At 63.0% G+C, this 20,856-nt stretch carries 19 protein-coding genes; 10 read left to right on the forward strand and 9 right to left on the reverse strand.

What is annotated here, in order from left to right; all coding sequences use genetic code 11:
* Positions 1 to 220: 220 nt before the first annotated feature.
* Positions 221 to 961 (reverse strand): SGNH/GDSL hydrolase family protein, encoded by a 741-nt coding sequence (locus ABJF10_RS02590; protein WP_348542954.1) that lies wholly within the window; start codon positions 959 to 961, stop codon positions 221 to 223.
* 79 nt (positions 962 to 1,040) lie between these two features.
* On the opposite strand from ABJF10_RS02590, the gene ABJF10_RS02595 reads away from it, so the two are divergent.
* Together ABJF10_RS02595 and ABJF10_RS02600 are read left to right on the forward strand one after the other, a co-directional pair.
* Entirely contained in the window at positions 1,041 to 1,817 is a 777-nt protein-coding gene (locus ABJF10_RS02595) for a heparin lyase I family protein (protein WP_348542955.1), read from the forward strand.
* A 38-nt stretch (positions 1,818 to 1,855) separates the two neighbouring features.
* Positions 1,856 to 2,206: a LysR family transcriptional regulator gene (locus ABJF10_RS02600; protein WP_348542956.1), complete on the forward strand. Its 351-nt coding sequence runs from the start codon at positions 1,856 to 1,858 to the stop codon at positions 2,204 to 2,206.
* Here ABJF10_RS02600 and ABJF10_RS02605 read toward each other — a convergent pair.
* Genes ABJF10_RS02605 through ABJF10_RS02615 form a run of 3 tightly spaced genes read right to left on the reverse strand, consistent with a single transcriptional unit; the run spans position 2,203 to position 4,562 of the window.
* Complete coding sequence (locus ABJF10_RS02605) at positions 2,203 to 3,063, reverse strand: substrate-binding domain-containing protein (RefSeq protein ID WP_348542957.1); 861 nt, start codon at positions 3,061 to 3,063, stop codon at positions 2,203 to 2,205. The genes ABJF10_RS02600 and ABJF10_RS02605 overlap by 4 nt on opposite strands.
* 40 nt (positions 3,064 to 3,103) lie before the next feature.
* The gene (locus ABJF10_RS02610; RefSeq protein WP_348542958.1) at positions 3,104 to 3,799 is read right to left on the reverse strand and encodes a type II secretion system protein; all 696 of its coding nucleotides are present in this window, start codon (positions 3,797 to 3,799) and stop codon (positions 3,104 to 3,106) included.
* Entirely contained in the window at positions 3,783 to 4,562 is a 780-nt protein-coding gene (locus ABJF10_RS02615) for a hypothetical protein (RefSeq protein WP_348542959.1), read from the reverse strand. The genes ABJF10_RS02610 and ABJF10_RS02615 overlap by 17 nt, the downstream gene beginning before the upstream one ends.
* Positions 4,563 to 4,679: 117 nt before the next feature.
* Between ABJF10_RS02615 and ABJF10_RS02620 the strand changes: the two genes are divergently transcribed.
* The 3 genes from ABJF10_RS02620 to ABJF10_RS02630 all read left to right on the forward strand — a co-directional run bounded on the left by ABJF10_RS02620 (position 4,680) and on the right by ABJF10_RS02630 (position 7,186).
* Entirely contained in the window at positions 4,680 to 5,489 is an 810-nt protein-coding gene (locus ABJF10_RS02620; RefSeq protein WP_348542960.1) for a methyltransferase domain-containing protein, read from the forward strand.
* 32 nt (positions 5,490 to 5,521) lie between these two features.
* The gene (locus ABJF10_RS02625; protein WP_348542961.1) at positions 5,522 to 6,169 is read left to right on the forward strand and encodes an SGNH/GDSL hydrolase family protein; all 648 of its coding nucleotides are present in this window, start codon (positions 5,522 to 5,524) and stop codon (positions 6,167 to 6,169) included.
* Positions 6,170 to 6,250: 81 nt separating this feature from the next.
* Positions 6,251 to 7,186, forward strand: coding sequence for a ThuA domain-containing protein (locus ABJF10_RS02630; protein WP_348542962.1), 936 nt, complete (start codon positions 6,251 to 6,253; stop codon positions 7,184 to 7,186).
* A gap of 38 nt (positions 7,187 to 7,224) precedes the next feature.
* On the opposite strand, the gene ABJF10_RS02635 is transcribed toward ABJF10_RS02630, so the two are convergent.
* The 4 genes from ABJF10_RS02635 to ABJF10_RS02650 all read right to left on the reverse strand — a co-directional run bounded on the left by ABJF10_RS02635 (position 7,225) and on the right by ABJF10_RS02650 (position 11,315).
* Positions 7,225 to 7,971: a DUF4253 domain-containing protein gene (locus ABJF10_RS02635; protein WP_348542963.1), complete on the reverse strand. Its 747-nt coding sequence runs from the start codon at positions 7,969 to 7,971 to the stop codon at positions 7,225 to 7,227.
* Positions 7,972 to 7,996: 25 nt separating this feature from the next.
* On the reverse strand, positions 7,997 to 8,641 hold the full coding sequence (locus tag ABJF10_RS02640; protein WP_348542964.1) for a flavodoxin family protein: 645 nt from the start codon (positions 8,639 to 8,641) through the stop codon (positions 7,997 to 7,999).
* A 46-nt stretch (positions 8,642 to 8,687) separates the two neighbouring features.
* On the reverse strand, positions 8,688 to 9,287 hold the full coding sequence (locus ABJF10_RS02645; RefSeq protein WP_348542965.1) for a PAS domain-containing protein: 600 nt from the start codon (positions 9,285 to 9,287) through the stop codon (positions 8,688 to 8,690).
* 237 nt (positions 9,288 to 9,524) lie between these two features.
* Entirely contained in the window at positions 9,525 to 11,315 is a 1,791-nt protein-coding gene (locus tag ABJF10_RS02650) for a PQQ-binding-like beta-propeller repeat protein (RefSeq protein WP_348542966.1), read from the reverse strand.
* 88 nt (positions 11,316 to 11,403) lie between these two features.
* On the opposite strand from ABJF10_RS02650, the gene ABJF10_RS02655 reads away from it, so the two are divergent.
* From ABJF10_RS02655 to ABJF10_RS02665, 3 genes are all read left to right on the forward strand, one after another.
* Complete coding sequence (locus ABJF10_RS02655) at positions 11,404 to 11,931, forward strand: MarR family winged helix-turn-helix transcriptional regulator (RefSeq protein WP_348542967.1); 528 nt, start codon at positions 11,404 to 11,406, stop codon at positions 11,929 to 11,931.
* 474 nt (positions 11,932 to 12,405) lie between these two features.
* On the forward strand, positions 12,406 to 16,752 hold the full coding sequence (locus ABJF10_RS02660; RefSeq protein ID WP_348542968.1) for a PVC-type heme-binding CxxCH protein: 4,347 nt from the start codon (positions 12,406 to 12,408) through the stop codon (positions 16,750 to 16,752).
* 55 nt (positions 16,753 to 16,807) lie between these two features.
* On the forward strand, positions 16,808 to 17,320 hold the full coding sequence (locus ABJF10_RS02665; RefSeq protein ID WP_348542969.1) for a hypothetical protein: 513 nt from the start codon (positions 16,808 to 16,810) through the stop codon (positions 17,318 to 17,320).
* 46 nt (positions 17,321 to 17,366) lie between these two features.
* Here the strand turns inward: ABJF10_RS02665 and ABJF10_RS02670 are convergent, their stop codons facing one another.
* The gene (locus ABJF10_RS02670; protein ID WP_348542970.1) at positions 17,367 to 17,783 is read right to left on the reverse strand and encodes a cupin domain-containing protein; all 417 of its coding nucleotides are present in this window, start codon (positions 17,781 to 17,783) and stop codon (positions 17,367 to 17,369) included.
* A gap of 150 nt (positions 17,784 to 17,933) precedes the next feature.
* On the opposite strand from ABJF10_RS02670, the gene ABJF10_RS02675 reads away from it, so the two are divergent.
* On the forward strand, positions 17,934 to 19,142 hold the full coding sequence (locus tag ABJF10_RS02675) for a Tm-1-like ATP-binding domain-containing protein (RefSeq protein WP_348542971.1): 1,209 nt from the start codon (positions 17,934 to 17,936) through the stop codon (positions 19,140 to 19,142).
* Positions 19,143 to 19,232: 90 nt separating this feature from the next.
* The gene (locus tag ABJF10_RS02680; RefSeq protein WP_348542972.1) at positions 19,233 to 20,855 is read left to right on the forward strand and encodes an ATP-binding protein; all 1,623 of its coding nucleotides are present in this window, start codon (positions 19,233 to 19,235) and stop codon (positions 20,853 to 20,855) included.
* Position 20,856 lies beyond the last annotated feature (1 nt).

Genomic DNA, 20,856 nt, shown 5'->3' on the forward strand with positions numbered 1-20,856 from the left:
TATTTCGGAGCCACCGGCGACGGCGGCGACGGCTCGCCCGCGGACGGGCATTTCATAGATGGAGGGCCGGCCTCGCGACAGGTTTTCGCTTGCCAGGTTTCAAACTCCATTATTACCATCGCCCTCAAGGCATTTTTTGAGGGCGATAGTAGAACTTTTCGTCAACGAGCGGCAGGCCCACACACCTTGCGCGCTACGAACCCGGACGAATTCTTGACCGTTATTTGGCCTGCGGCTTCGCCAGCGCACTGGCGATCGATTTCATCACCGACTCGGTGAGCAACGCCACGCCCGGCGCTTTCCAGTGGAACATGTCGCCTGCCGCCAGCGGCAGATTCTTCGCCATCAGCCCCGCGAGGTCGTCGATCTCCACCCCTTCGGATTTCATCACCGTGAGGGCCAGGCGATTGTGCTCCTCGATCGTCGGCTGAATGTCCGGGTTCAGTTTTTCGGGTTCGCCCTTCACCGTCACCGGCGTGATCGTCGCCCAGATGAGCGTGGCCTGCGGTGCGCCCGCGCGCAGATTTTGCACGAACTGCCGCGTGAGCGGCTCGTATTGCCCCTCCGGAATGCGCCCCGCCTGCCAGCCATGCAGCCCGAGATTGAAATGGACGACCGCATACTTCTGCCAGCCGAGAATCGCGGCGATCGTCTTCGGCAGCGACTTGTCCGCCTGCGTCGTCGGCGTGATCCACGCATCGATGTTCGCTTTCCCGGCCAACGCCTTGCGCACCGGCTCCAGGTAACTGTTCGTGATCGAATCCCCGATCAGCAATACCCGCGGCAGGCTCGCATCCGTCACCGTCGCCTCGCGCAAACTCCAGCTGCCACCCTTTGGCGGCAAGTTGGGATCCGATTCCTTTTGCTGCGGAATCGCCGGAGCCTGGGCATGAAGGTGCGCTGCGGCGGCCAACGCTACTGCGGCACAAATCAGAAAAGACGGGAGGAAGCGGGAGGACATAAGTCCATCAGAATAAACGCGAAGGACTGGAATTGGCGACACGCTTGTTCTGCAAGTCCGGCCTTGTACTTTGTCCCGCATGAAGATTCCTCCCCGATTTCTTTGCCTGCTTCTGACCGTGGCCTCTGCGTCGTTTGGTCAGGATAAGGACGCCGCGACCGCAGCCCCCGGGTACCACCTGGTCTACGCGGCGAAGTTTGACACCACCATTGACCCGACGATCGTCCAGCAAAAGCCCACGCCGGATTCCCTCACCGTCGATGCGCCGGGGAACCTGGCGACGAAGTGCCTTCGCGTATCGATGCAACAGACCGATGATTATTCGAAGGTCGCAAATGGCTCGCCCCGCAGCGAACTGTCCTTCAGCCGGCTGTTTCTGTTCGCGCCGGGGAAAGACTACCTCGTCGAGTGGAGCACCTTCATTCCGGTCGATTTTCAATTCGATGGGCAACAGACCGAGGGCATCACCCAGATCCATCACGGAATGCGCACGGGCAGCCCGCCCTTCATGCTCGCCTTGCGCGGGAACACCTATCAGGTCGAACTCCGCGGCGGTCCGAAGGAGCAGATCAAGACCACCAAACATCCACTGGACAACGCCGAGGCCGATCGCGGCCATTGGGTGAAGTGGCGCCTGCACTATTCGCCCGACGCCACCGGCGCGCAAGCCATCACCCAGGTTTACAAGAACGACGCGCTCGTCCTCGATGCGGTCCATGAGCCTAATGCCTACGCCGGTGACGAGAAGGCCTACCTCAAACTCGGCATCTACAAATGGGGCTGGAAAAACCAGCCGTCCGGCGTGACCTCGCGCACGCTGTATTACGGAGACGTCACCGTCGCCGTGAAAGATTGATGCCCTCGGCGGCAGCCAGTATGCTCGCCACACACCGCATGGCTCCGCATACCTTGAAAGTCCGCGTCCGCATCATGAACGAGGAGCAGATTGCGTTCGGCCCCGGCAAGGCCCAGTTGCTGGAATCTCTGCTCGGCACCGGCAGCCTCAATCGCACGGCTTCGGAAATGAAAATGTCGTATGTGAAGGCCCTCGCGTTGACGCGCACGATGAATGCGCAATTCGCCCAGCCGCTCGTCGAGCTGGCGCGCGGTGGGAAGCAAGGTGGCGGCACCCAAGTAACCGCCTTGGGACGCAAGGTGCTGGCCGAATACCAAGCCATGGCCTCCGCAACGGAAAAAGCCGCACGGCCATCGTGGCAGCGGCTGCGCAAGCTGTTGCGTGCTTAGTTGGCGGGATCTTCGCCCGGCACGCGGATCGGATAGAAGAGCGGAATCCCACCGGTTTCCTTCTTCCCGTAATCGAGCACGAATTTCTGGCCCGCATCACCCGCCAGCCAATCCGCGAGCGCCCGCGCACCCGCCGCGTTCCCCTGCGGAAACTTCTGCGGATTTGCCTCGATCACGACGTACGGCCGGCGCATCTCGGGATCGCCTTGCACCAGCACTTCCATCTTGCCAAGCGCCATCTTGCCATTCGTCACGGGGATGCGCCCGACCACCACATACGCCTGTTTCTTCTCCGCAAAGGCGACGATCTCCTGCGGCGTATTGCTCTCATCTTTCAGCACCCAATCACCTTCCGGTTTCAGCCCCGCGCGCTGCCAAAGCTTGTGCGTGAGTTCGCGACTGCCCGGCCCGTAAAAGTCCACAAACGGCGCGTGCGCCTCCGCGATTTTCTTCAGCGCCGCCGCCCCATCTTTCATCCCCCGGATGCCGGCCGGATCGCTCGCCGGTCCGACGATCGTATGCTCATTACGCGCCCACGGGCGCAAATTGACGCCGTAACCATCCGCCACGAGATCGGTCGTCTTGTCCGCGCTGTGCATGGTCAGCACATCGATCTCTCCACGCTTGAACGGCTCGGAAATCACATCTTTCGGTCCCGTAATGACCAACTGCGTCTTCCAGCCCGTATCTGCCTCAAATTGCGCGACGAGCTTGTCCCACATTCCCGTCATCGTCATCCCGCCGATCACCGCCACACGAATCGGCCGGCGGTCTTCCGACCACACCCCCATCCCAGACGCAAGCGTCGCGACTACCACCAGAGCTTGAATGAGAAAGGCGCGTCGATTGTCAGGCATTGGATGTTGGGTGTTGGATGTTTGATATTGCGTCCCTCCGCTAATACTTGCTGGCCTGTGCATCACTCGCCGTCCCCGTGAGCCAGCGGACGTCGTCGCGCTGCGGGTCCCCCTGGCCAACGCCGAGATAGCTGGCCGAGAACGCGGTAACATGGCCATCGAGAAATAGGATATTCCCCTGCTGGCGATAGGGCGCGACACAGCCATAGGGCTGAGCGGACGGATAAGTGCTCGAATACTGGCCGGGCGCTTCCGCAAGGAAGACGGTAAGCGCCGGACGTTCGATCTGGCTGATCTTCGTCGGCGAGGCGAGGTTCCACGGTGACAGATTCATGTTCATGCCATAACTCAGGAAAGCCGTGGTACCCGGGTCCTTCGCTCCCGGGCGCACGAAAATGGAGTTATCTCCCGCCCTTGGCCGCCGTCCGCCAGCGACGAGCGCGCCATAGCCCGGCTGTCCGAGATAGGGCGGCAGGGCGTTGAACCAATCTTCCGGCCGATTGATTTGTCCTACCGGCTGCACCCCCTGGCCGCGGCGCGGCAAGTCGCCGCTGTTGTCCGCGACATAAGCACCGAGCGCCACGCCCCATTGACGCAGGCGCGAAGCGCTGTTGACCTGGTCGCGCAATCCATTCACCGGGCCCAGCATCCCAAAGATCAGTCCAGTCAACACCGCGATGATGGTGATGACGACCAACAGTTCGATAAGCGTGAAGCCGTCACGTCGCGCGCGCATGACGGCGTCTTTGCAAGAGTCCCAACAAGATACCGCCCGCGAGCAGGCTGGCCGGCGCTGGTTCCGGCACGCTTTGCGCCGTCACGGTAAGTTGCGGAAAACTGGAAGCCGAGCCGTTCGTGAAGTCCTTGGAGTTGGTGGTGTAAGCAACATTCGAGGAGACCGGCAAAGCGAGCAGGCTCACGAGATTCCCTCCGCTCACGTCAGACGTGAAGGAACCGGTCAACGCCAGCGTATAAACCGTCGAGCTGGTATCCGAGGTCGGGGCCGTGAATGTGCCGAGGCTTTCGTCCACTCCCGACGTGCGCAGGCCCGGCAGGGTGGAATAGCTCAGTCCCGTCGTGACCAGCGGCGGCTTGGGCGTGCCAGCGCCTTCGGTCCAGGCATCGTCCTGCAGCCACGTGAGTGAAAAATCCCCACCGATATTGTGGCCATTGTTGCTGTTGAAGATCACATTGTTTGGCGTGCTCGCCGTCAGTTGCAAAGTGATCGATTGCACCGTCCACCCACCCACTCCGAACGCCAGATCAAAGCGGGATTTAACGGACGAAAGATCGAATTGCAGGAGGGAATCGAATTCGCCCTGCGGCCCATTGGACACGGAAAGCGCACCGGCTTTCCCGTAGTTGACGCTGGAGTTGGTGGCCGAGACGAAGGCGTCCTGGGACGGATTGATGCTCACCGAGAGCGAGTCCGCCTCGGAACGCAGCGTGAAAAGCGCGGCCGCACCAACGGCGAGGAAGAGAATGCGCAAGCTCGGCATACGTTATATATCAGCGCATATAACGCCCCGCCGAATATCGCGTCAATCGACAATTCAACGCACGCGGCGGGACAAAAACTCGCCTCGGATCGCTGGTCAGCGTAGGCACTGTTCTTTATGGCCACCCCCGACGAGCAGCCACCCATCGACATCCTCGAACGCAGCCGCGCCGACTGGAACCGTGAATCCCGTGCCGGCAGTTGCCGCTGGTGCATCCCCGTGGACCACGCGACCATCGAGCGCGCCCGCGCCGGGGATTGGGAAGTCGTCCTCACGCCCACCCTTCCCGTGCCGCGCGCGTGGTTCGGCGAGTTGCGCGGTCGCGATGTGCTCTGCCTCGCCTCGGGCGGAGGCCAGCAGGCGCCGACCTTCGCGGCGGCGGGCGCGCGGGTCACCAGCTACGATCTCTCCGAGGAGCAACTCGCCAAGGACCAGTTGGTCGCCGATCGCGAAGGCCTGCCCATGACCTGCCTCCGTGGCAACATGGCGGACCTCGCCGCACTCGCCGACGCCAGCTTCGATCTCATCTTTCATCCGGTCTCCAATGTCTTCGCCGAGGACGTGCGCCCGGTCTGGGCGGAATGCTTCCGCGTGCTCCGGCCCGGCGGCGTCCTGCTCGCCGGGTTCCTGAATCCGCTGTTCTTCATTTTCGACCACTACGAGGCGGAACAAAGCGGCCGCCTCGTGGTGAAATATCCCCTGCCCTTTTCCGATGTCACCAGCCACGACCCCGCCGGGCGGGAGCGCTGGCTCAAGAGCGGCATGGCGGCCGAATTCAGTCACTCGCTGGATGACCAGATCGGCGCACAACTCAAGGCAGGCTTTGTCCTCACCGGCCTCTATGAAGATCGCTGGACGGACGACGCCACGCCGCTCAACCGCTATTGCCCGATGTTTCTCGCCACCCGCGCGCTGAAGCTGGCTTGATGGCTGATCGGCCTCGCGTGAAAGTAGCAGAAATGAAAACCGTGCTCTGCTTTGGCGACTCGAATACTTGGGGCTACGACCCCGAAGCGTCTTTCGGCGCACCTTTCCCCCGGCGGCACCCGCCCGCGGTCCGCTGGACGGGGGTGCTCGCCGCGGAACTCGGGCCGGATTGGCGCGTCATCGAGGAAGGGCAGAACGGGCGCACCACCGTCCACGAAGATCCCTTCGCCCCAGCCCGCAATGGCCGCACCTATCTTCCCGCGTGCCTCGAGAGCCAGCAACCGGTCGACGTCGTGGTCCTCATGCTCGGGACGAATGACCTGAAGATCGTGCATTCCTTGCCCACCGGTGAGATCGCCACCGGCGCCGGCGTGCTCGCGCGCCTGATTTTGCAAAGCACCGCCGGCCCGCGCAATGCCGCGCCCAAGCTGCTCATCGTTGCGCCCCCCGCTGCGGGCCCCTTCTCGCACCTGCCCGACCTCGCGGAGAAATTCGCCGGCGCGGAAGCGAAGGCCAAGCGTTTCCCCGAACTCTATCGCGCCCTCGCCGCCCAGCTCGGTGCCACCTTCCTCAACGCCCAGGCCCACACCACCCCCAGCCGTATCGACGGCCTGCACCTCGACACCGCCAGCCACGCCGCTTTGGGCCAGGCCATCGCCGCCGCCGTCCGTCTACTTTAGAAACGTGCACCTCGCGCGCTTGCGAAATTGGACGTTCGATGTTGGATGTTGGGCGTTGGATGTTCAAAACACCCTCTCCACATGAAATACCCTCTCCTCCCGCTCTTCGCCCTCGCGCTCGGGCTCGCGCCCTTTTCCTCTTCCGCCAAGACCCCCGACGGCAAACAAAAGCTCGTCCTCGTCGCTGGCAAACCGTCGCACCCGCCGCGCATGCACGAGTACAACGCCGGCATGTTGCTGCTCGCGAAGTGCCTCGCCCAAGGCGCGCCGGATTTGAAAGTCGAGGTCGTCCGCAACGGCTGGCCGCAGGATGAAAGCGTCTTCGACGGCGCCGACGCGGTGGTCTTCTACATGGACGGCGGCGCCAAGCACGACACTGTGCAGGAAGGCGGCGCGCGTCTCGCGAAGATCGACGAATGGACCAAACATGGCGTCGGCATCGGCGCCCTGCACTACGGGGTGGAAGTCGTCGCCGACCAGGCCGGCGCGCAGTTCCGCCGTTGGATCGGCGGCCATTACGAAAACATGTATTCGTGCAATCCCATGTGGGAACCGAATTTCACCCAGTTCCCCACGCACCCCATCACCCGCGGCGTGCAGCCCTTCCAGATCAAGGACGAATGGTACTTCAACATGCGCTTCATGGACGGCTTCACCGCCGACGGCGCCACGGAAAAGGACGGCACGAAATTCGTCCCCATCCTCGTTGCCAAGCCCGGCGATGAAGTGCGCAATGGACCTTACGTCGCGCCGAAAGGCCCGTATCCACACATCCAGGCCGCCAGCGGCCGCCCCGAGGCCATGATGTGGTGCGTCGAGCGCCCCGACGGCGGACGCGGCTTCGGCTTCACCGGCTCGCATTTCCACGACAACTGGGGCAACGACAACTTCCGCAAAGTCGTCCTCAACGCCCTCGTCTGGATCTCCAAGGTCGAAGTCCCCTCCGCCGGCATCGAGTCCCACGTCACCCCCGAAGACCTCGACGCCAACCTCGACCCGAAGCCACCGAAGAAATAGTCGCCTCTGTCAACCGGTGGCGGGTGGCCGCATACGGCTCAATCCCACCAAAAGTACCAATACCGCGCACCCTTGAGCACGGCGGCCAGCGCAAGAATACTGCCGACCCCTTGGTCGACAATATCGGCGCAGTAGACGAATTGCTCGCGCGCCAACGTGGTCGCCGATTCTTGATCGCTCGGCGGGCGGGCGATCTCACACTCAATCACGTCTCCGGTCAGTGCATAGATCTCCAGGCCGTATTGCTCGGACCAATGGCGCAGGATCGCGACATGCTCTTCGGGCTCGGGGGTCGCATTCCAACTGCCAAATCGGAGAAAGCCCGGGATCTCAAAAGATTTCGTCGTAGGGATCTTGGCGAAATAGACGATGTCCTTCGGCTGGCGGCTAAGTACCTGAAGGTGCGCCCCGAGGCTGTGCTGCTGGGCGCCTGCCGTCGGCCATGTTCCCTCGTCAATGGCGGAATAGTATTCCTCATCCTGCGCCCGGCGCTCCTCGAACCAGCGGCTCGCGTCGAGCGTTTGCGCGCTCTGCAACACCTTGTCCACCGGCGTCTCGTTCAAGGTATAATTCTCGTTGACCTGTCCCACGTCCTTCGCATCCCCCAGCATCACAGCCGAGCAACCCTCAGTGCGCCATTGAGCCTGCAAGACACGCCATTGCTGGATCGCATCGGCGCCGCGCACCGCTTCCAAGGGATACGGAAATTCCGGCGGCGGTTCCGGTGGATTTTGCCGCGGTTCGGGAGACTTCCGCTGACCGAAAAAGCGATCGAACAAACTCATGGGGATTTGGGGAGAAAGGATAACACTACAGCGGCCACACCTTCCCGCTGCGCGGCGTATCCAGCCGGTAATCAGAATACCGGCGCTCGAAGATCTCTCGCCCCAATTGCTCCGCAGCCACCATCGGATCGCCCGGATCACGCGTCACTTCGTTGCGGCTGTTACCGATGCCCCGCACCACACCCACAAACTCCGAGTGCGTGTAACGCGAGTATTCCTGGATCTGGTGAATGATGCCCAGCGACGCACCCGGATACGTCTCCTCCGACGCCATCACCAACCCGATGCGTTTGCCCGACATCTGCTCAATCACACGCGCCGAGCCGGGATACGAAGCCGCGTAGTAACAAAACGTCCGATCAAAGAACGCCTTCACCTGCGCGGACAAGCCGTACCAATAAACCGGCGAACAAAACACCACGCCCTCCGCCGGCAAAAAGTCGTCGAAGAACAGCGGACGAAAGCGGTCCGCGATGCCACACTCGCCATCCGGTAAACGGCAGGCCCGGCAATCGCGCAGGAAGCTCGTGATGTAATCATCGATGAAACGCACCGTCACCGCGCTGCCCGCTTGCTCCGCCCCGCGCTGCACCGCCACTGCGAGTGCCGCCGAGTTCCCCGCCCGCCGCGGACTACCGACCAGCACCAGAAGCTTTCGTGATTCACTCATGACGGAGTGCAGCACGAAATACCGGTTCCTGGCGAGTCGGCGAGCGCTATTCCTTCGGGAAAATATCCACACCCGGAAAATATTTCGCCGCGCACGCGGGACACATCCCGTGGGAGAAGGTCGCGTCCGTCCGCTCCGAGACATACTGCTCCACGGGACGCCATTCGCCGGCGGGGTCGCGAATGGACTTGCACCCGGAACAAATGGATAGCATCCCGCGCAGCACCCGCACTTCGGCCAGGGCTTCATCTCTTTCCCGGAGTACATTCTCCAGGCTCGATTCGCGCTCACGCAGGGTACTTACATCCGCCACAAACACGGAAAACCCGCGCACGATGCCATTCACGATATTGGGCGTGTAGCTGGCGATCGTCTCCCTCACCCCACCCTCCGGCAATGGAATCTGCCGCTCGAACAGTTGTTTCTGCCCTGCGAGTGCGCCCAGAATGTAGGGGAGGTTCAATTTATACAACGGCCCCAGCAAATCCTGCAGAGGCATCCCCACCATTTCCTCCGGGTTCCGGCCAAACCATTCCCGATACGCCTCGTTCGCGAAGACGCACCGCTGATCGGCATCCCATTGCCCCACCATGGCGGGAATTTGGTTTACCACTCTCAACGCATTCTGTGACGGTTCCAGGGACATCGTGAGGGTTGGTCAATCGGCGGGTCGTAAAGGGAAATGAAGGGGGATGCCGCGGGCGTGGCACCCCGCAAATATACGTATAAGTTTGTATAACGCGGTGAAATAATTAAAGCAATCGACGAGATGTGCCCTCCCCGCCACGCGACACCCGTGGCCCGATGACGTCGAACGCAGGTGAGATCGCCCACGCGTGCACTTTAGGAATGTTCGAGCGGGGTGACGGCAAGACGTCCTGTGCTACCGCAGCGACGCCTGCCGCGCCGGTTCCAACTGGTAGCAGGCCATCTCCTCCGCGTTGCGCAGGTAGAGCCGGCCATTCGCAATCACCGGGCCATTCCACGTCTTCCCGCTCACGGCCTGAAAACGTCCCAGTTCCTTTCGCGCCTGCGCATCGGCTGCTTGCAAAATCACCTCGCCACTTTCGGACACGACCAGCAGCAGCGCTTGATCCTCCAGCAGAATCACCTGCCCGCGGCCAAAGCGGCCGTCCTTCCAGGTGCGTTTTCCGGTGGCCAGATTCAGGCAGCAGAAAATGCTCGAGTCGAAGCCGTAGGCATTTCCGTCGTGGACGACGAAATCGGGAAACTCGGGCTTCAAATCCTTTGAGGCCCAGACGGGCGAGATCTTCCATTGGTCGCCATCTTTCGCGACATCGATGAGCGACACACCCGGGCCATCGAGGACCGCGACGGCGAGTTGATTCGGGCCGACGAGATGCGGCTGGCCACACCGCGGCGCGCCCTTCATCACGAGGCCCGTCTCCCACAGCTTTTTCCCGGTAGTTGGATCGAATGACGTCAGCCCGAAATCGTGAAACATCAGGCACTGGCGTACGCCGGCGATGGTGGTGATTTGCGGCGAGCTGTAGCTCTGCTGGCCGGCCGAAGCGGTCCAGACGAGGTCGCCGGTATCCGCGCGACAGGCGAGCAGGCTCTTGCCCGCTTCGCCACCGGCGTAAACGATCACATTCCCATCCACGACCAGCGGCGAACTCGACATTCCCCACATGGGTGGCTTGGCTTGCGAATCGGTTTTGCTGTCGCGCGACCAGTGCAGTTTGCCCGTCTGAGCATCAAGGCAATTGAGGATACCCGTGCCTCCAAACGCGTAGAGGCGCCCGTCCACGAAGGTCGGCGTCGCCCGCGGCCCCGCGCCGGAAACGGCCTCGTCGAAACGCGTGGTGTCTTCATGCGCCCACAGCTCGCGACCCGTCGCGCTGTCGTAGCAAACCACCGCCTCCACCGCTCCGCGCTGCTCCTGCGTGTAGAGCCGATCGCCGACCACAATCAGCGAGGACCACGAGGGCCCCACGGCGTGCTTCCAGAGTTGCTGCGGCGGCACGCTTTTCCAATCGGTAGCCACCTTCGTGCCCCGGATCACCCCATCGCGATCCGGTCCACGGAAGGCCGCCCAGCTCGACGAGTCGGCTGCCACCACCGGTGCCGCAGTGCTGGCTGGCGAATCCTTGGCCGGCATTTGCGCGAGGAATCGTTGCTCGGCCGTGGGCGTCCAGCGCCAGGAAAGATGCGACTGCAACATGGAATCGAAGCCATCGGATCGCACGAGGAGAAAGGGAGCCCAGCCCAGCACCACCGCAGTGGCAAAGCCCAGCCAGTGCGACGAAAGGAGCGTCCTTTTGACGAGAAACATCCACGCTACCACGACAGTCACGACGAGAGGAAAGGCGCCCGAAGACAAGGTGAGCACGTTGATCGAGCGATCGGAGAATTTTGCCGCGACCCACGCGCCGGCCACGATGAGGGCGAATCCCCACGCCTTCTCGGCCCGCCGGATGGACCGGTTGAATCCCCACCACCCGAGAAAACACAGGGCGAAGACCAGCGCCGAGGCCATGCCATAGATGAACCCGTAGAAATAGGGCTTCTCCAGGTGGTCCACGACTAGGAAGAGCGTCCAGTAGACGAGGACCAGTCCGATCGGGAAGCCGAGCCGCGGGAAACCCGGCACTGCCGCCGGGGCAATTTCCTGGTCAGGTTGAAGGGCTTGAGCGCGAGGTGCTTCGTTCATGGGTCATCTTTCTTGTTTCAAAATCCGTCGAGTCAGGTTAATTTATGGCGTGAATCATTCATGTCAATAACGATTCATTCCATAAACAATGCCCCGCTCTACCTCCAAAGCCTCCGGCCAGCCTCCACCCGCCAGCGTGCCCTTTCTGCTCTCCCAAGTGGGCGCGCACGTCTCCGGCTGTTTCGCCGAGCGCATCGCTCCGCTGGGACTTCGGCCCTATCACGCTGGCATCCTCAGCCTTCTCGCCAGGCACGCGGGCATCACCCAGCAAGCGCTGTCCGACCTGCTCGGCATGTTCCCCAGCCGTCTCGTGGGATTACTGGATGAACTCGGCAAAGCGAAGCTCATCGAGCGTCGCGCCAGCCCGTCCGACCGGCGCACCTACGCTTTGCACCTGACCAAGGGAGGCCGCGATACCTTGGCGAAAATCGGTAAGCTGGCCGCGCTCATGCAGGATGACCTATGTGCCGCCTTGAATGAAAAGGAACGGGCGCTCCTGGAGGACCTGCTGACCCGCATCGTGGCCCAGCAAAAGATAACCCCCGGCGTCCATCCCGGGTATCGGAGAGCGGAAGGCGCATGCGGGGAGGAAGAAAGCCACGCCGCCAAAGGCTGAACCGCGCTTTTTACTTGACTTTTTTGACCGGATGTGCGACACTTCTGGCGTTCCATAGGAGAGGAGACGGGAGCCAGAAGGCGGCGGGGTATTTTCGGGCCGAACGGGAAGGAGAGAACGCGCAACGGATGCACACGACAGTGACCAACGCAGTAGATCGCCCATCGCCGGAATTCCTGACGAGGCGACCCGTCGCGTCCCTGGCCGGTTCAGTGCCGCCTCAAGGCGAATCAAGCCAAATCAAGGTAATCAAGGCTGGAAAAATTTCCGGGAGCGTTAAATGACGACCCCTTTTCACCCCTCGAATTCACCTACCCTCCCCCTTCCCCTCCAGAGTAATCCAGCCCAATCGTGCCTAATCGTGCCTGGATTTTTTCGGGATTCCCGTCGCATATCTATGCGGCTAAGAAACTGGGCGACGCAGCCTTGTCTCCGGGCACCCGCCATCGTTCCCTGTTCACTCCCATGTTCCTCATGAAAACCCGTCTCCTCCTCGCCACCCTTGTCACCCTCGGCCTCGGCTTCACCGCCCACGCCAAGACCCCCGACGGCAAACCCTGCGTGCTCCTTCTCGCCGGCAAGCCCTCGCACGGGCCCGGCGAACACGAACACAACGCCGGCGTGAAGCTCCTCGCCAAGTGCCTTTACCAAGGCGCGCCCGAAGTCGTCACCAAGGTTCATCTCAACGCCGACTGGCCGAACGAGGACGAACTTTCGCAGGCCGACACCATCGTCTTTTACGCCGATGGCGGCGGCGGGCATTTCCTGCTCCAGGGCGATCACCTCGAGCAGCTGGCCAAGGCTATGAAGCGGGGCTGCGGTTTGGTGTGCCTCCACTACGCCGTGGAATTTCCCGCGGACAAGGGCGGCCCGGAAATTCTCCAGTGGATGGGCGGCTATTTCGAAGCGAACTGGTCCGTCAACCCGCACTGGGACGCCGATTACAAGACGCTGCCCCAGCACCCGATCAGCAACGGCGTGAAGCCCTTCGCCACAAACGACGAATGGTACTTCCACATGCGGTTCAATGAGAAGGAAGGCAAGCTCACCCACATCCTCAGCGCCGTGCCGCCGGAGACGACGATGAACCGCAAGGACGGCCCGCACGAAGGCAATCCGACTGTCCGCGCGGAGGTTGCCGCCGGCAAACCGCAGACCACCGCCTGGGCCTTTGAGCGTCCCGACGGTGGCCGCGGCTTCGGCTTTACCGGCGGCCACTATCACAAGGGCTGGGGCAACGACGACCAGCGCAAGCTCGTGCTCAACGCCATCCTCTGGACGGCGAAGGTCGAAGTGCCCTCGACCGGCGTGGAATCCAAGGTGACCGAGGAAGACCTGACGCAGAATCTCGATGCCAAGCCGCCCCGCAAGCCCCCGACCCCTCCCGCCCCACCGGCTCCCGCGCCCGGCGCGAATGCCGACGCGAAGCCGATCTTCACCTCCCCGCTCGTCCACGACAAACCGGTCACCTTCAAGGTCGACCTCAAGGGGGCGAAGGAACTCTATCTCGTCGTCACCGATGGCGGCGACGGTTTCTCCGCCGACTGGGCGGAATGGGCCGAGCCGACGCTGCTCACCACCGACGGCAAAAAATTCAACCTCACGGACTTGAAGCCAAAGTCTTCCAAGGTCGGCTGGAACGCGCTGGGCGTGAACAAGAATCCCGCCGGGCAGCAGATGATGATCGGCGGCCAGCCGGTTTTGTTTGGCTTCGGCGCGCACGCGCCCTCGATCGTCGGCTTCGACCTCCCGCCGAATATCGTCAGTTTCGAGGGCCGCGGCGGCATCGATGACGGCGGCACCAGGCAAACCAGCGGTGCGACCGTCGTCTTCGAGATCTTCACCCAAAACCCCGGCGAAAAAGTGATCGCCGCCAACACGGTCGTCGCTCCCCAGGACCGCTACGGATTGGAAAAAGCGAAGGCCAATATGTCCACCTTCACCACGCCCGCCGGGCTGAAGGCTTCGCTCTTCGCCGCCGAGCCGATGATTCAAAATCCCACGAATATCGACATCGATCATCGCGGCCGCATCTGGTCCACCGAGTGCGTGAACTACCGCAAATTCAGCGATCTCCGCACCGGCGGTGATCGCGTCGTGATCCTCGAGGACACCGACGGCGACGGCCTCGCCGACAAGGAGACGACCTTCTTCCAGGACCCGCGCCTCACCAATCCGCTCGGCATCTGCGTGCTCCCCGGCCCGGGCGGCGGCAAGAAAGGCACGCAAGTCATCGTCAGCGCCGCGCCGAATGTCTGGCTGCTCACCGACACCCAGGGCACCGACCACGCCGACAAGGCGGAGATTCTCCTCACCACCAGCGGCAACTGGAATCACGACCACCAGATCCACGCCTTCAGCTTCGGCGCGGACGGCAAGCTCTACTTCGACATGGGCAATGAAGCGCGCGAGTTGAAGAACCCCGACGGCTCGCTCGTCGTCGACGTCGCCGGCAATCGCGTGACCAGCGACGGCAAGCCCTACCGCCAGGGCATGGTCTTCCGCTGCGATCTCGTCGACGGCAAGCTCAAGAACATCGAGACCCTCGCCTGGAACTTCCGCAACAACTACGAGGTCTGCGTCGATTCCTTCGGCACGATGTGGCAGAGCGACAACGACGACGACGGCAACAAGGGCGTGCGCATCAACTACGTGATGCCGTACGGCAACTACGGCTACAGCGACGAGATGACCGGCGCCGCCTGGCAAACGCCGCGCGTCAATATCGAAAAGGAAATCCCGCTCCGGCACTGGCACCAGAACGATCCCGGCACGATCCCTAACCTGCTCCAGACCGGCGCGGGCTCGCCCACCGGCATCCTCTTCAATGAAGGCACCGCGCTGGGGCCGCAGTTCACCAACCAGCTCATCCACTGCGACGCCGGCCCCCGTACCGTGCGCGCCTATCCCATGGAAAATGACGGCGCCGGCTACAAGGCCTCGATGGTCGATATCCTCACTTCGACGGACAATTGGTACCGCCCCGCCGACGTGGGCATCGCGCCCGATGGCTCGCTCTATGTGGCCGATTGGTACGACGCGGGCGTCGGCGGCCACGGCATGGCCGATCACGAGGCGGGCCGCATCATGGGCCGCATCTATCGCGTGGCCTTGGAGGGCGCGAAGCCCCAGGTCCCCACGAACGATTTCTCCACCCCGGCCGGTGCGGTCGCCGCGCTGCAGTCGCCGAACAAGGCGACCCAATATGTCGCCTACCAAACCCTGCACGCCTTCGGTCCCGCGGCGGAACCCGAGCTACTGAAGCTCGCCAAAAATGACAACCGGCGTTTGCGCGCCCGCGCCCTCAGTGCGCTCGCGCACATCCCCGGCAACGAGATCAAAGCCCTGACCATGGGCCTGAAAGACGGGGATCCGAATGTGCGCATCGCCGCCATCCGCCTCACCCGCGAACTGGCCACCACCGGCAATCTTCACGCCCAGCCGCTGGAAGAAGACCACGCCCTGCTCGAAGCGCTGCTCAAGGACACGCCGCAAGTCCGGCGCGAGATCGCCCTCTCGCTGCGCGGCGGCAAGGACTTCACGAAAATGTGGGTGGCCCTCGCCCGCCAGCACGACGGCCAGGACCGCTGGTATCTCGAGGCGCTCGGCATCGCCGCCAATGGCCACGAGGACGCTTACTTCGAGGCGTGGCTCGCCGCAGTGGGCGACCACTGGAACACGCCCGCCGGACGCGACATCATCTGGCGCATGCGCAGCGCCAAGGCTGCCGGCTATCTCGCGAAGATCATCGAGGACCAGAAACTCACCGCCGAGGAAAAGCCCCGCTACATGCGCTCGTTCGACTTCCTGCCGAATGCGCCGGAAAAAACCCAAGCCCTCATCGAACTCGCGAGTCTCGGCGACAGCGGCAACGGCCTTGCCGCCGAGGCGCTCACCCGGTTGAAGAATCTCGATCCCGGCAGCAATCCCGGCGTGAAAGCCGCGCTCGAAAAAGCGCTCGCGGCTTCGCGTGGCACCCCGCGCTTCATCGAGATCGTGCGCGACTTTCATCTCAAGGACCAGGGCCAGGCGATCATGGACGCTTCCCTCGCCAACGTGTCCGATCCGCTGGCCGACAAGCTGGTGACCTTGCTCGGCACCTCCAGCGAGCAGCGCACCATCCATGCGCTCACCGCCCTTGCGACGAAGAACGAAAACCCGCTCCCGCGCCGCAGCGCCGCCATTCAAGCGCTCGCCCGCACCCAGACCGGCGCCCAGGCGATCATCCAACTCGCGCGCAACAACCAGTTGCCTGCTGACCTCAAGGGCGTCGCTACCACCGCGTTGAACCTCGTGCAGTATCCGTCGCTCAAGGCCGATATTGCCGAGCTCTTTCCCGCACCCGCCTCGCTCAACGGCCAGGCGCTCCCGCCCATCGCCACGCTCGTGGGGCTCAAGGGCGACGCCACTCACGGCAAGGCCCTCTTCGAGCGCGCCGAGAGTTCGTGCGTCACCTGCCATCGCGTGAACGACAAGGGCGTCGACTTCGCGCCCGCGCTCAGCGAGATCGGCTCGAAGCTGCCCAAGGAGGCTATCTTCGACGCGATCATCAATCCCAACGCCAGCATCTCCATGGGCTTCGAGACGACGATGTTGCAGGCGAAGGATGGCACGGTCGCGATCGGCATCGTGCGCAGCGAGACCAACGAAGACCTCGTCCTCGCCCTCCCCGGCGGCGCGACGAACAAGTTCGGCAAACGGGAAATCGCGAAGCGCGAGAAGCTGCCGACCTCGATGATGCCCAGCGGCCTGAACCAGGCCCTCAGCCAGCAGGATCTCGTGGATCTGGTCGATTACCTCGCCTCCCTGAAGAAGCCGTAAGGGCTCAACGCCACTTGCGAAAGTGCGCGACGATGACAACGTCCTTTCTCGCCTCATGAATCTCCGCCCCATCCTCGCCTCCCTCCTCCTCGTTGCCGGCCTCTCCGGCTGTGCGACTTTCACCGACGCCGAGCTCGGCCAGATCCGCCAGCGCGGAGTCTCTTCCGCCGTCGTCGGCAAGTTGCAGAATGGCCGGGTGCTCTCACCCGGCGATGTCATCGAACTCACGCGCCGCGGCGTGTCGGACACCTTCATCCTCCGCCAGATCGACGACGCGGGCGTGGACTACGTGCTCAATCGCGATGACGTCAAGAAGCTGAAGGCCGCTCACGTCAGTCGCCCCGTCATGGATGCGCTCTATGCGGCGTCCGACGACTTCGCCGACCGCTACTCGGGGGCCAGTCGCGTGCGCGCCTACGGCACGTTTACCGCCTACCCGTACAACGACTACTATTACGGCGGCTACCCGTATGCCTATCCCTACCCCTACGGCTATCCGTACGGCGGGGTGTCAGTCGAAATCGGCGGCGGCAGATACTACGGCGGGGGCCACCGCCACTGGCGGTAGGGACTGTGCAATAGCCTGCACTTCCCTCCTTGCGTGGATATGCGCCCTAAATCGCCCCCAGCGAGCGCCAGGGCTCTTCGCAGGAGACATCCACGGCAAACGGCCCGCTGATCTTCGCCGGCGAAAGCACCGCCAGGAACTCGCATTCCGCGGTCGTGCGATTGATGCAGCCATGCACGGCCCCGCGGGGAATGTAGATGCTGTCGCCGGGGCGTAACTCGCGGTGCTCCCGCTCCAGCCACTGCGACATCGAGCCTTCGAGGACGTAGATGATCTCGTCCATCTCCGGATGGGTGTGAAAGGGATGTCCCGCGCCGGGCACGATGCGCGCGCGCACGAAGACCAGCGACTCCGAGTCGCCGAGCCCGTCCTTGAAATACCAATGGTGGGTTTTGCCTTCGAGCGCTTCGATTTCGGCGGCGGCGGCGGGGACAAAACGGCGGACTGGGGAAACGTCAGACATGCCCCGCAGTCTTAGCCAGCACGTCGCCGCTGTCGAAAGCGATTTCCTATCCCACTTCCACCTGTTGCCTGCCGGAATCCACCTCAGCCACATTCGCACTTGCCACCACCGGCCTTTCCCTGCCACCGAGGACACGCACTTCCTCTCCCCATGCCCACCATCGCCCTTCTCGGAACCATGGATACCAAAGGCGTCGAGCACGGCTTCGTCGCCGAACTCATTCGCGCCCGCGGCCACCGCACGCTCGTCATCGATCTCGGCACCGAAGGCCCACCGCAAATCCTACCCGACATCACCCGCGAGGAAGTGGCCACGCTCGCCGGCGTCGACCTCGCGGCGCTCATCGCGCGTCACGACCGGGGCGAAGCGGTAACCGCGATGTCGCTCGCAGCACCGATCATTCTCTCGAAGCTCCAGGCCGAGGGGCGCATCGACGGCGTCATCTCGCTCGGTGGCGGCGGCGGCACCGCCATCGCCACCGCCGGGATGCGCGCGCTGCCCATCGGCTTCCCCAAGCTGATGGTCTCGACCCTCGCCAGTGGCAACACCGCGCACTACATGGGCGTCAAGGACATCACGATGATGCCCAGCATCGTGGATGTCGCCGGCCTCAACCGCATCTCGCGGCAAATTTTCACGCGCGCCGCCGGCGCCATCTGCGGCATGGTCGAGGCGCAGCCACCCGCCGCGCAGGACAAACCAATCATCGTCGCCTCCATGTTTGGCAACACCACCGATTGCGTGCAAAAGGCGAAGTCGCTTCTCGAGGCGGTAGGTTACGAGGTCCTCGTCTTTCATTCCACCGGCATCGGCGGGCGCACCATGGAGTCGCTCATCGAAAGCGGTCTCGTGGCCGGTGTGCTCGACATCACGACCACCGAGTGGGCCGATGAACTGGTCGGCGGCTTTCTGGGCGCCGGTCCCACCCGTCTCGAGGCCGCCGCCCGCCAAGGGGTGCCCGCCATTGTCGTGCCCGGCTGCCTCGATATGGTGAATTTCCACGCCCCGGAATCCGTACCCGCCAAATTTGCAGGCCGCACTTTCTACCACCACAATCCTCAGGTGACCCTCATGCGGACCACGCCGGAAGAGTGCGCGCGGCTCGGCCGTATCCTGGCGGAAAAAGTGAATCTCTCCAGCGGCCCCGTTACCGTGTTACTGCCGAAGAAAGCGATCAGCGTCATCAGCGCCGAGGGTCAGCCTTTCCGCGATCCCGCTGCCGATGAAGCACTCTTCGTCGCCATCAAGGCGCACCTGCGCCACGACATCGCCGTGATCGAAGTCGACACCACGATCAACGACCCCATCTTTGCCGAGCGTTGCGCACAAACTTTGCTCTCCCATTTGGGCAGTCACTGAAGAAAAGCCACGCAAACGTCTCTTGTCCAAAATGGCGCGCGCCCCTATCCTGTTTTCTCCATCAGCAGAGGCCCCAAATCTTCCCAACCGATGAGCGAAACCCTGCGTATCCTTCACCTTGAGGACAATGACGACGATGCCGAGCTCATCGAGCGGGCTCTCACCACTACCGATTGGAACTGCAATGTGCTCTACGCCCGGACGGGCGAGGAATTTCGCTCCGCCATGGAGGGCAGTGTTTTCGATCTCGTGATTTCCGACAGTGCGGTGGCCGGGTTTGATGGCCTCGCTGCGTTGCGCTTCGTGCGCGAACGCGATCATAGCATCCCCTTCATCTTTGTCTCGGGCGACGGACACGGCCCACAGATCGATTTGTGGAAGGCAGCCGGCGCGACGGACTATTTGCCCAAGACCAGGCTCTCCGAGCTCGTTCCGGTCATTCGCCGCGCGCTGGATGCCCCCCTTCCCCGGGTGGAGAAGAACCGCATCTTTATTTCGCCGCTCGCAGATCGCCTGGTTTCCGTCATCCAGCAGCTCTCCCTCGCGCGCAACATGGAGGCGGTGATGACCATTGTCCGGCGCGCCGCCCGCGATCTCACCGGGGCGGATGGCGCGACCTTTGTCTTGCGCGAGGGCGATCAATGCCACTACGCCGATGAAGATGCGATCAGCCCATTATGGAAGGGCTGTCGTTTTCCGATGAGTGCGTGCATCAGCGGCTGGGTAATGTTGAACCGTCAGCCTGCCGCGATCGAAGACATCTACGCCGACCCACGCATTCCCGCCGATGCCTATCGGCCGACTTTCGTGAAAAGCCTCGTCATGGTTCCCATCCGGACGGAGTCGCCCATTGGCGCCATCGGCACCTATTGGGCCACGCCGCACCTCGCCACGGACGAGGAAGTGCGCATGTTGCAAGCGCTCGCCGACAGTACCTCGATCGCGATTGAGAATGTGATGCTCTACACCGGTCTCGACGAGGCGGTTCGCGCGCGCACCGTGGAGATCGAGGCGGCCAACCGGGACCTGGAGTCTTTTTCCTATTCCGTGTCGCACGACCTGCGCACCCCGCTCCGCTCGATCGAAGGCTTCAGCCAATTGCTCTTCACCGAGCACGCCCACAAGCTCGAGGGCTCGGCGCTCTGCTACCTCCACCGCATCCTCGGGTCGACGAAGCGGATGGGCCAGCTCATCGAGGACTTGCTCAATCTCGCCAGTCTTGGGCGGGTGCCCCTGCGCCGCACGACCGTCGATCTCTCCGCGCTCGCCCGGGAGATTTTCGACGAGCTTTCTGCCTCCTCGCCCCGGACGCAGGTGAAGCTGCTCATCGAGGGCCAGATGTCCGCCGAGGGCGACCCCGGTCTGCTCCACATCGCCCTGCAAAATCTCTTCTCGAACGCCTGGAAATACACCTCGAAGCGCGTCGAGGCCCGCATCGAGTTTGGCCGCGTCATCGGCGGAAATGGCGAATGCATCTACCACGTGCGCGACAACGGCGCGGGCTTTGATCCGCAATTTGCCGACCGGCTTTTCGGGGTGTTCCAACGGCTCCATCCGGAGAGCGAATTTCCCGGCACGGGCGTGGGCCTGGCCACCGTCCAGCGCGTCATCCATCGCCACGGCGGACGCATCTGGGCGGAGAGCGCCGTCGATCAAGGCGCCACCTTTTGCTTCACCCTCGGCGAAGACCCAGCGCGCCATGCGCGCGCCTGAG

The organism is Chthoniobacter sp. (genome assembly GCF_040003245.1).
Taxonomy (GTDB): domain Bacteria; phylum Verrucomicrobiota; class Verrucomicrobiia; order Chthoniobacterales; family Chthoniobacteraceae; genus Chthoniobacter.

Coding starts and splice junctions, on each gene's coding strand:
- ABJF10_RS02615 (WP_348542959.1), bottom strand. CDS start 4,562: ATGCCGAGCTTGCGCATTCTCTTCCTCGCCGTTGGTGCGGCCGCGCTT.
- ABJF10_RS02680 (WP_348542972.1), top strand. CDS start 19,233: ATGAGCGAAACCCTGCGTATCCTTCACCTTGAGGACAATGACGACGAT.
- ABJF10_RS02605 (WP_348542957.1), bottom strand. CDS start 3,063: ATGCCTGACAATCGACGCGCCTTTCTCATTCAAGCTCTGGTGGTAGTC.
- ABJF10_RS02645 (WP_348542965.1), bottom strand. CDS start 9,287: ATGTCCCTGGAACCGTCACAGAATGCGTTGAGAGTGGTAAACCAAATT.
- ABJF10_RS02670 (WP_348542970.1), bottom strand. CDS start 17,783: ATGTCTGACGTTTCCCCAGTCCGCCGTTTTGTCCCCGCCGCCGCCGCC.
- ABJF10_RS02610 (WP_348542958.1), bottom strand. CDS start 3,799: ATGCGCGCGCGACGTGACGGCTTCACGCTTATCGAACTGTTGGTCGTC.
- ABJF10_RS02665 (WP_348542969.1), top strand. CDS start 16,808: ATGAATCTCCGCCCCATCCTCGCCTCCCTCCTCCTCGTTGCCGGCCTC.
- ABJF10_RS02640 (WP_348542964.1), bottom strand. CDS start 8,641: ATGAGTGAATCACGAAAGCTTCTGGTGCTGGTCGGTAGTCCGCGGCGG.
- ABJF10_RS02625 (WP_348542961.1), top strand. CDS start 5,522: ATGAAAACCGTGCTCTGCTTTGGCGACTCGAATACTTGGGGCTACGAC.
- ABJF10_RS02630 (WP_348542962.1), top strand. CDS start 6,251: ATGAAATACCCTCTCCTCCCGCTCTTCGCCCTCGCGCTCGGGCTCGCG.
- ABJF10_RS02595 (WP_348542955.1), top strand. CDS start 1,041: ATGAAGATTCCTCCCCGATTTCTTTGCCTGCTTCTGACCGTGGCCTCT.
- ABJF10_RS02635 (WP_348542963.1), bottom strand. CDS start 7,971: ATGAGTTTGTTCGATCGCTTTTTCGGTCAGCGGAAGTCTCCCGAACCG.
- ABJF10_RS02660 (WP_348542968.1), top strand. CDS start 12,406: ATGAAAACCCGTCTCCTCCTCGCCACCCTTGTCACCCTCGGCCTCGGC.
- ABJF10_RS02620 (WP_348542960.1), top strand. CDS start 4,680: ATGGCCACCCCCGACGAGCAGCCACCCATCGACATCCTCGAACGCAGC.
- ABJF10_RS02675 (WP_348542971.1), top strand. CDS start 17,934: ATGCCCACCATCGCCCTTCTCGGAACCATGGATACCAAAGGCGTCGAG.
- ABJF10_RS02590 (WP_348542954.1), bottom strand. CDS start 961: ATGTCCTCCCGCTTCCTCCCGTCTTTTCTGATTTGTGCCGCAGTAGCG.
- ABJF10_RS02650 (WP_348542966.1), bottom strand. CDS start 11,315: ATGAACGAAGCACCTCGCGCTCAAGCCCTTCAACCTGACCAGGAAATT.
- ABJF10_RS02600 (WP_348542956.1), top strand. CDS start 1,856: ATGGCTCCGCATACCTTGAAAGTCCGCGTCCGCATCATGAACGAGGAG.
- ABJF10_RS02655 (WP_348542967.1), top strand. CDS start 11,404: ATGCCCCGCTCTACCTCCAAAGCCTCCGGCCAGCCTCCACCCGCCAGC.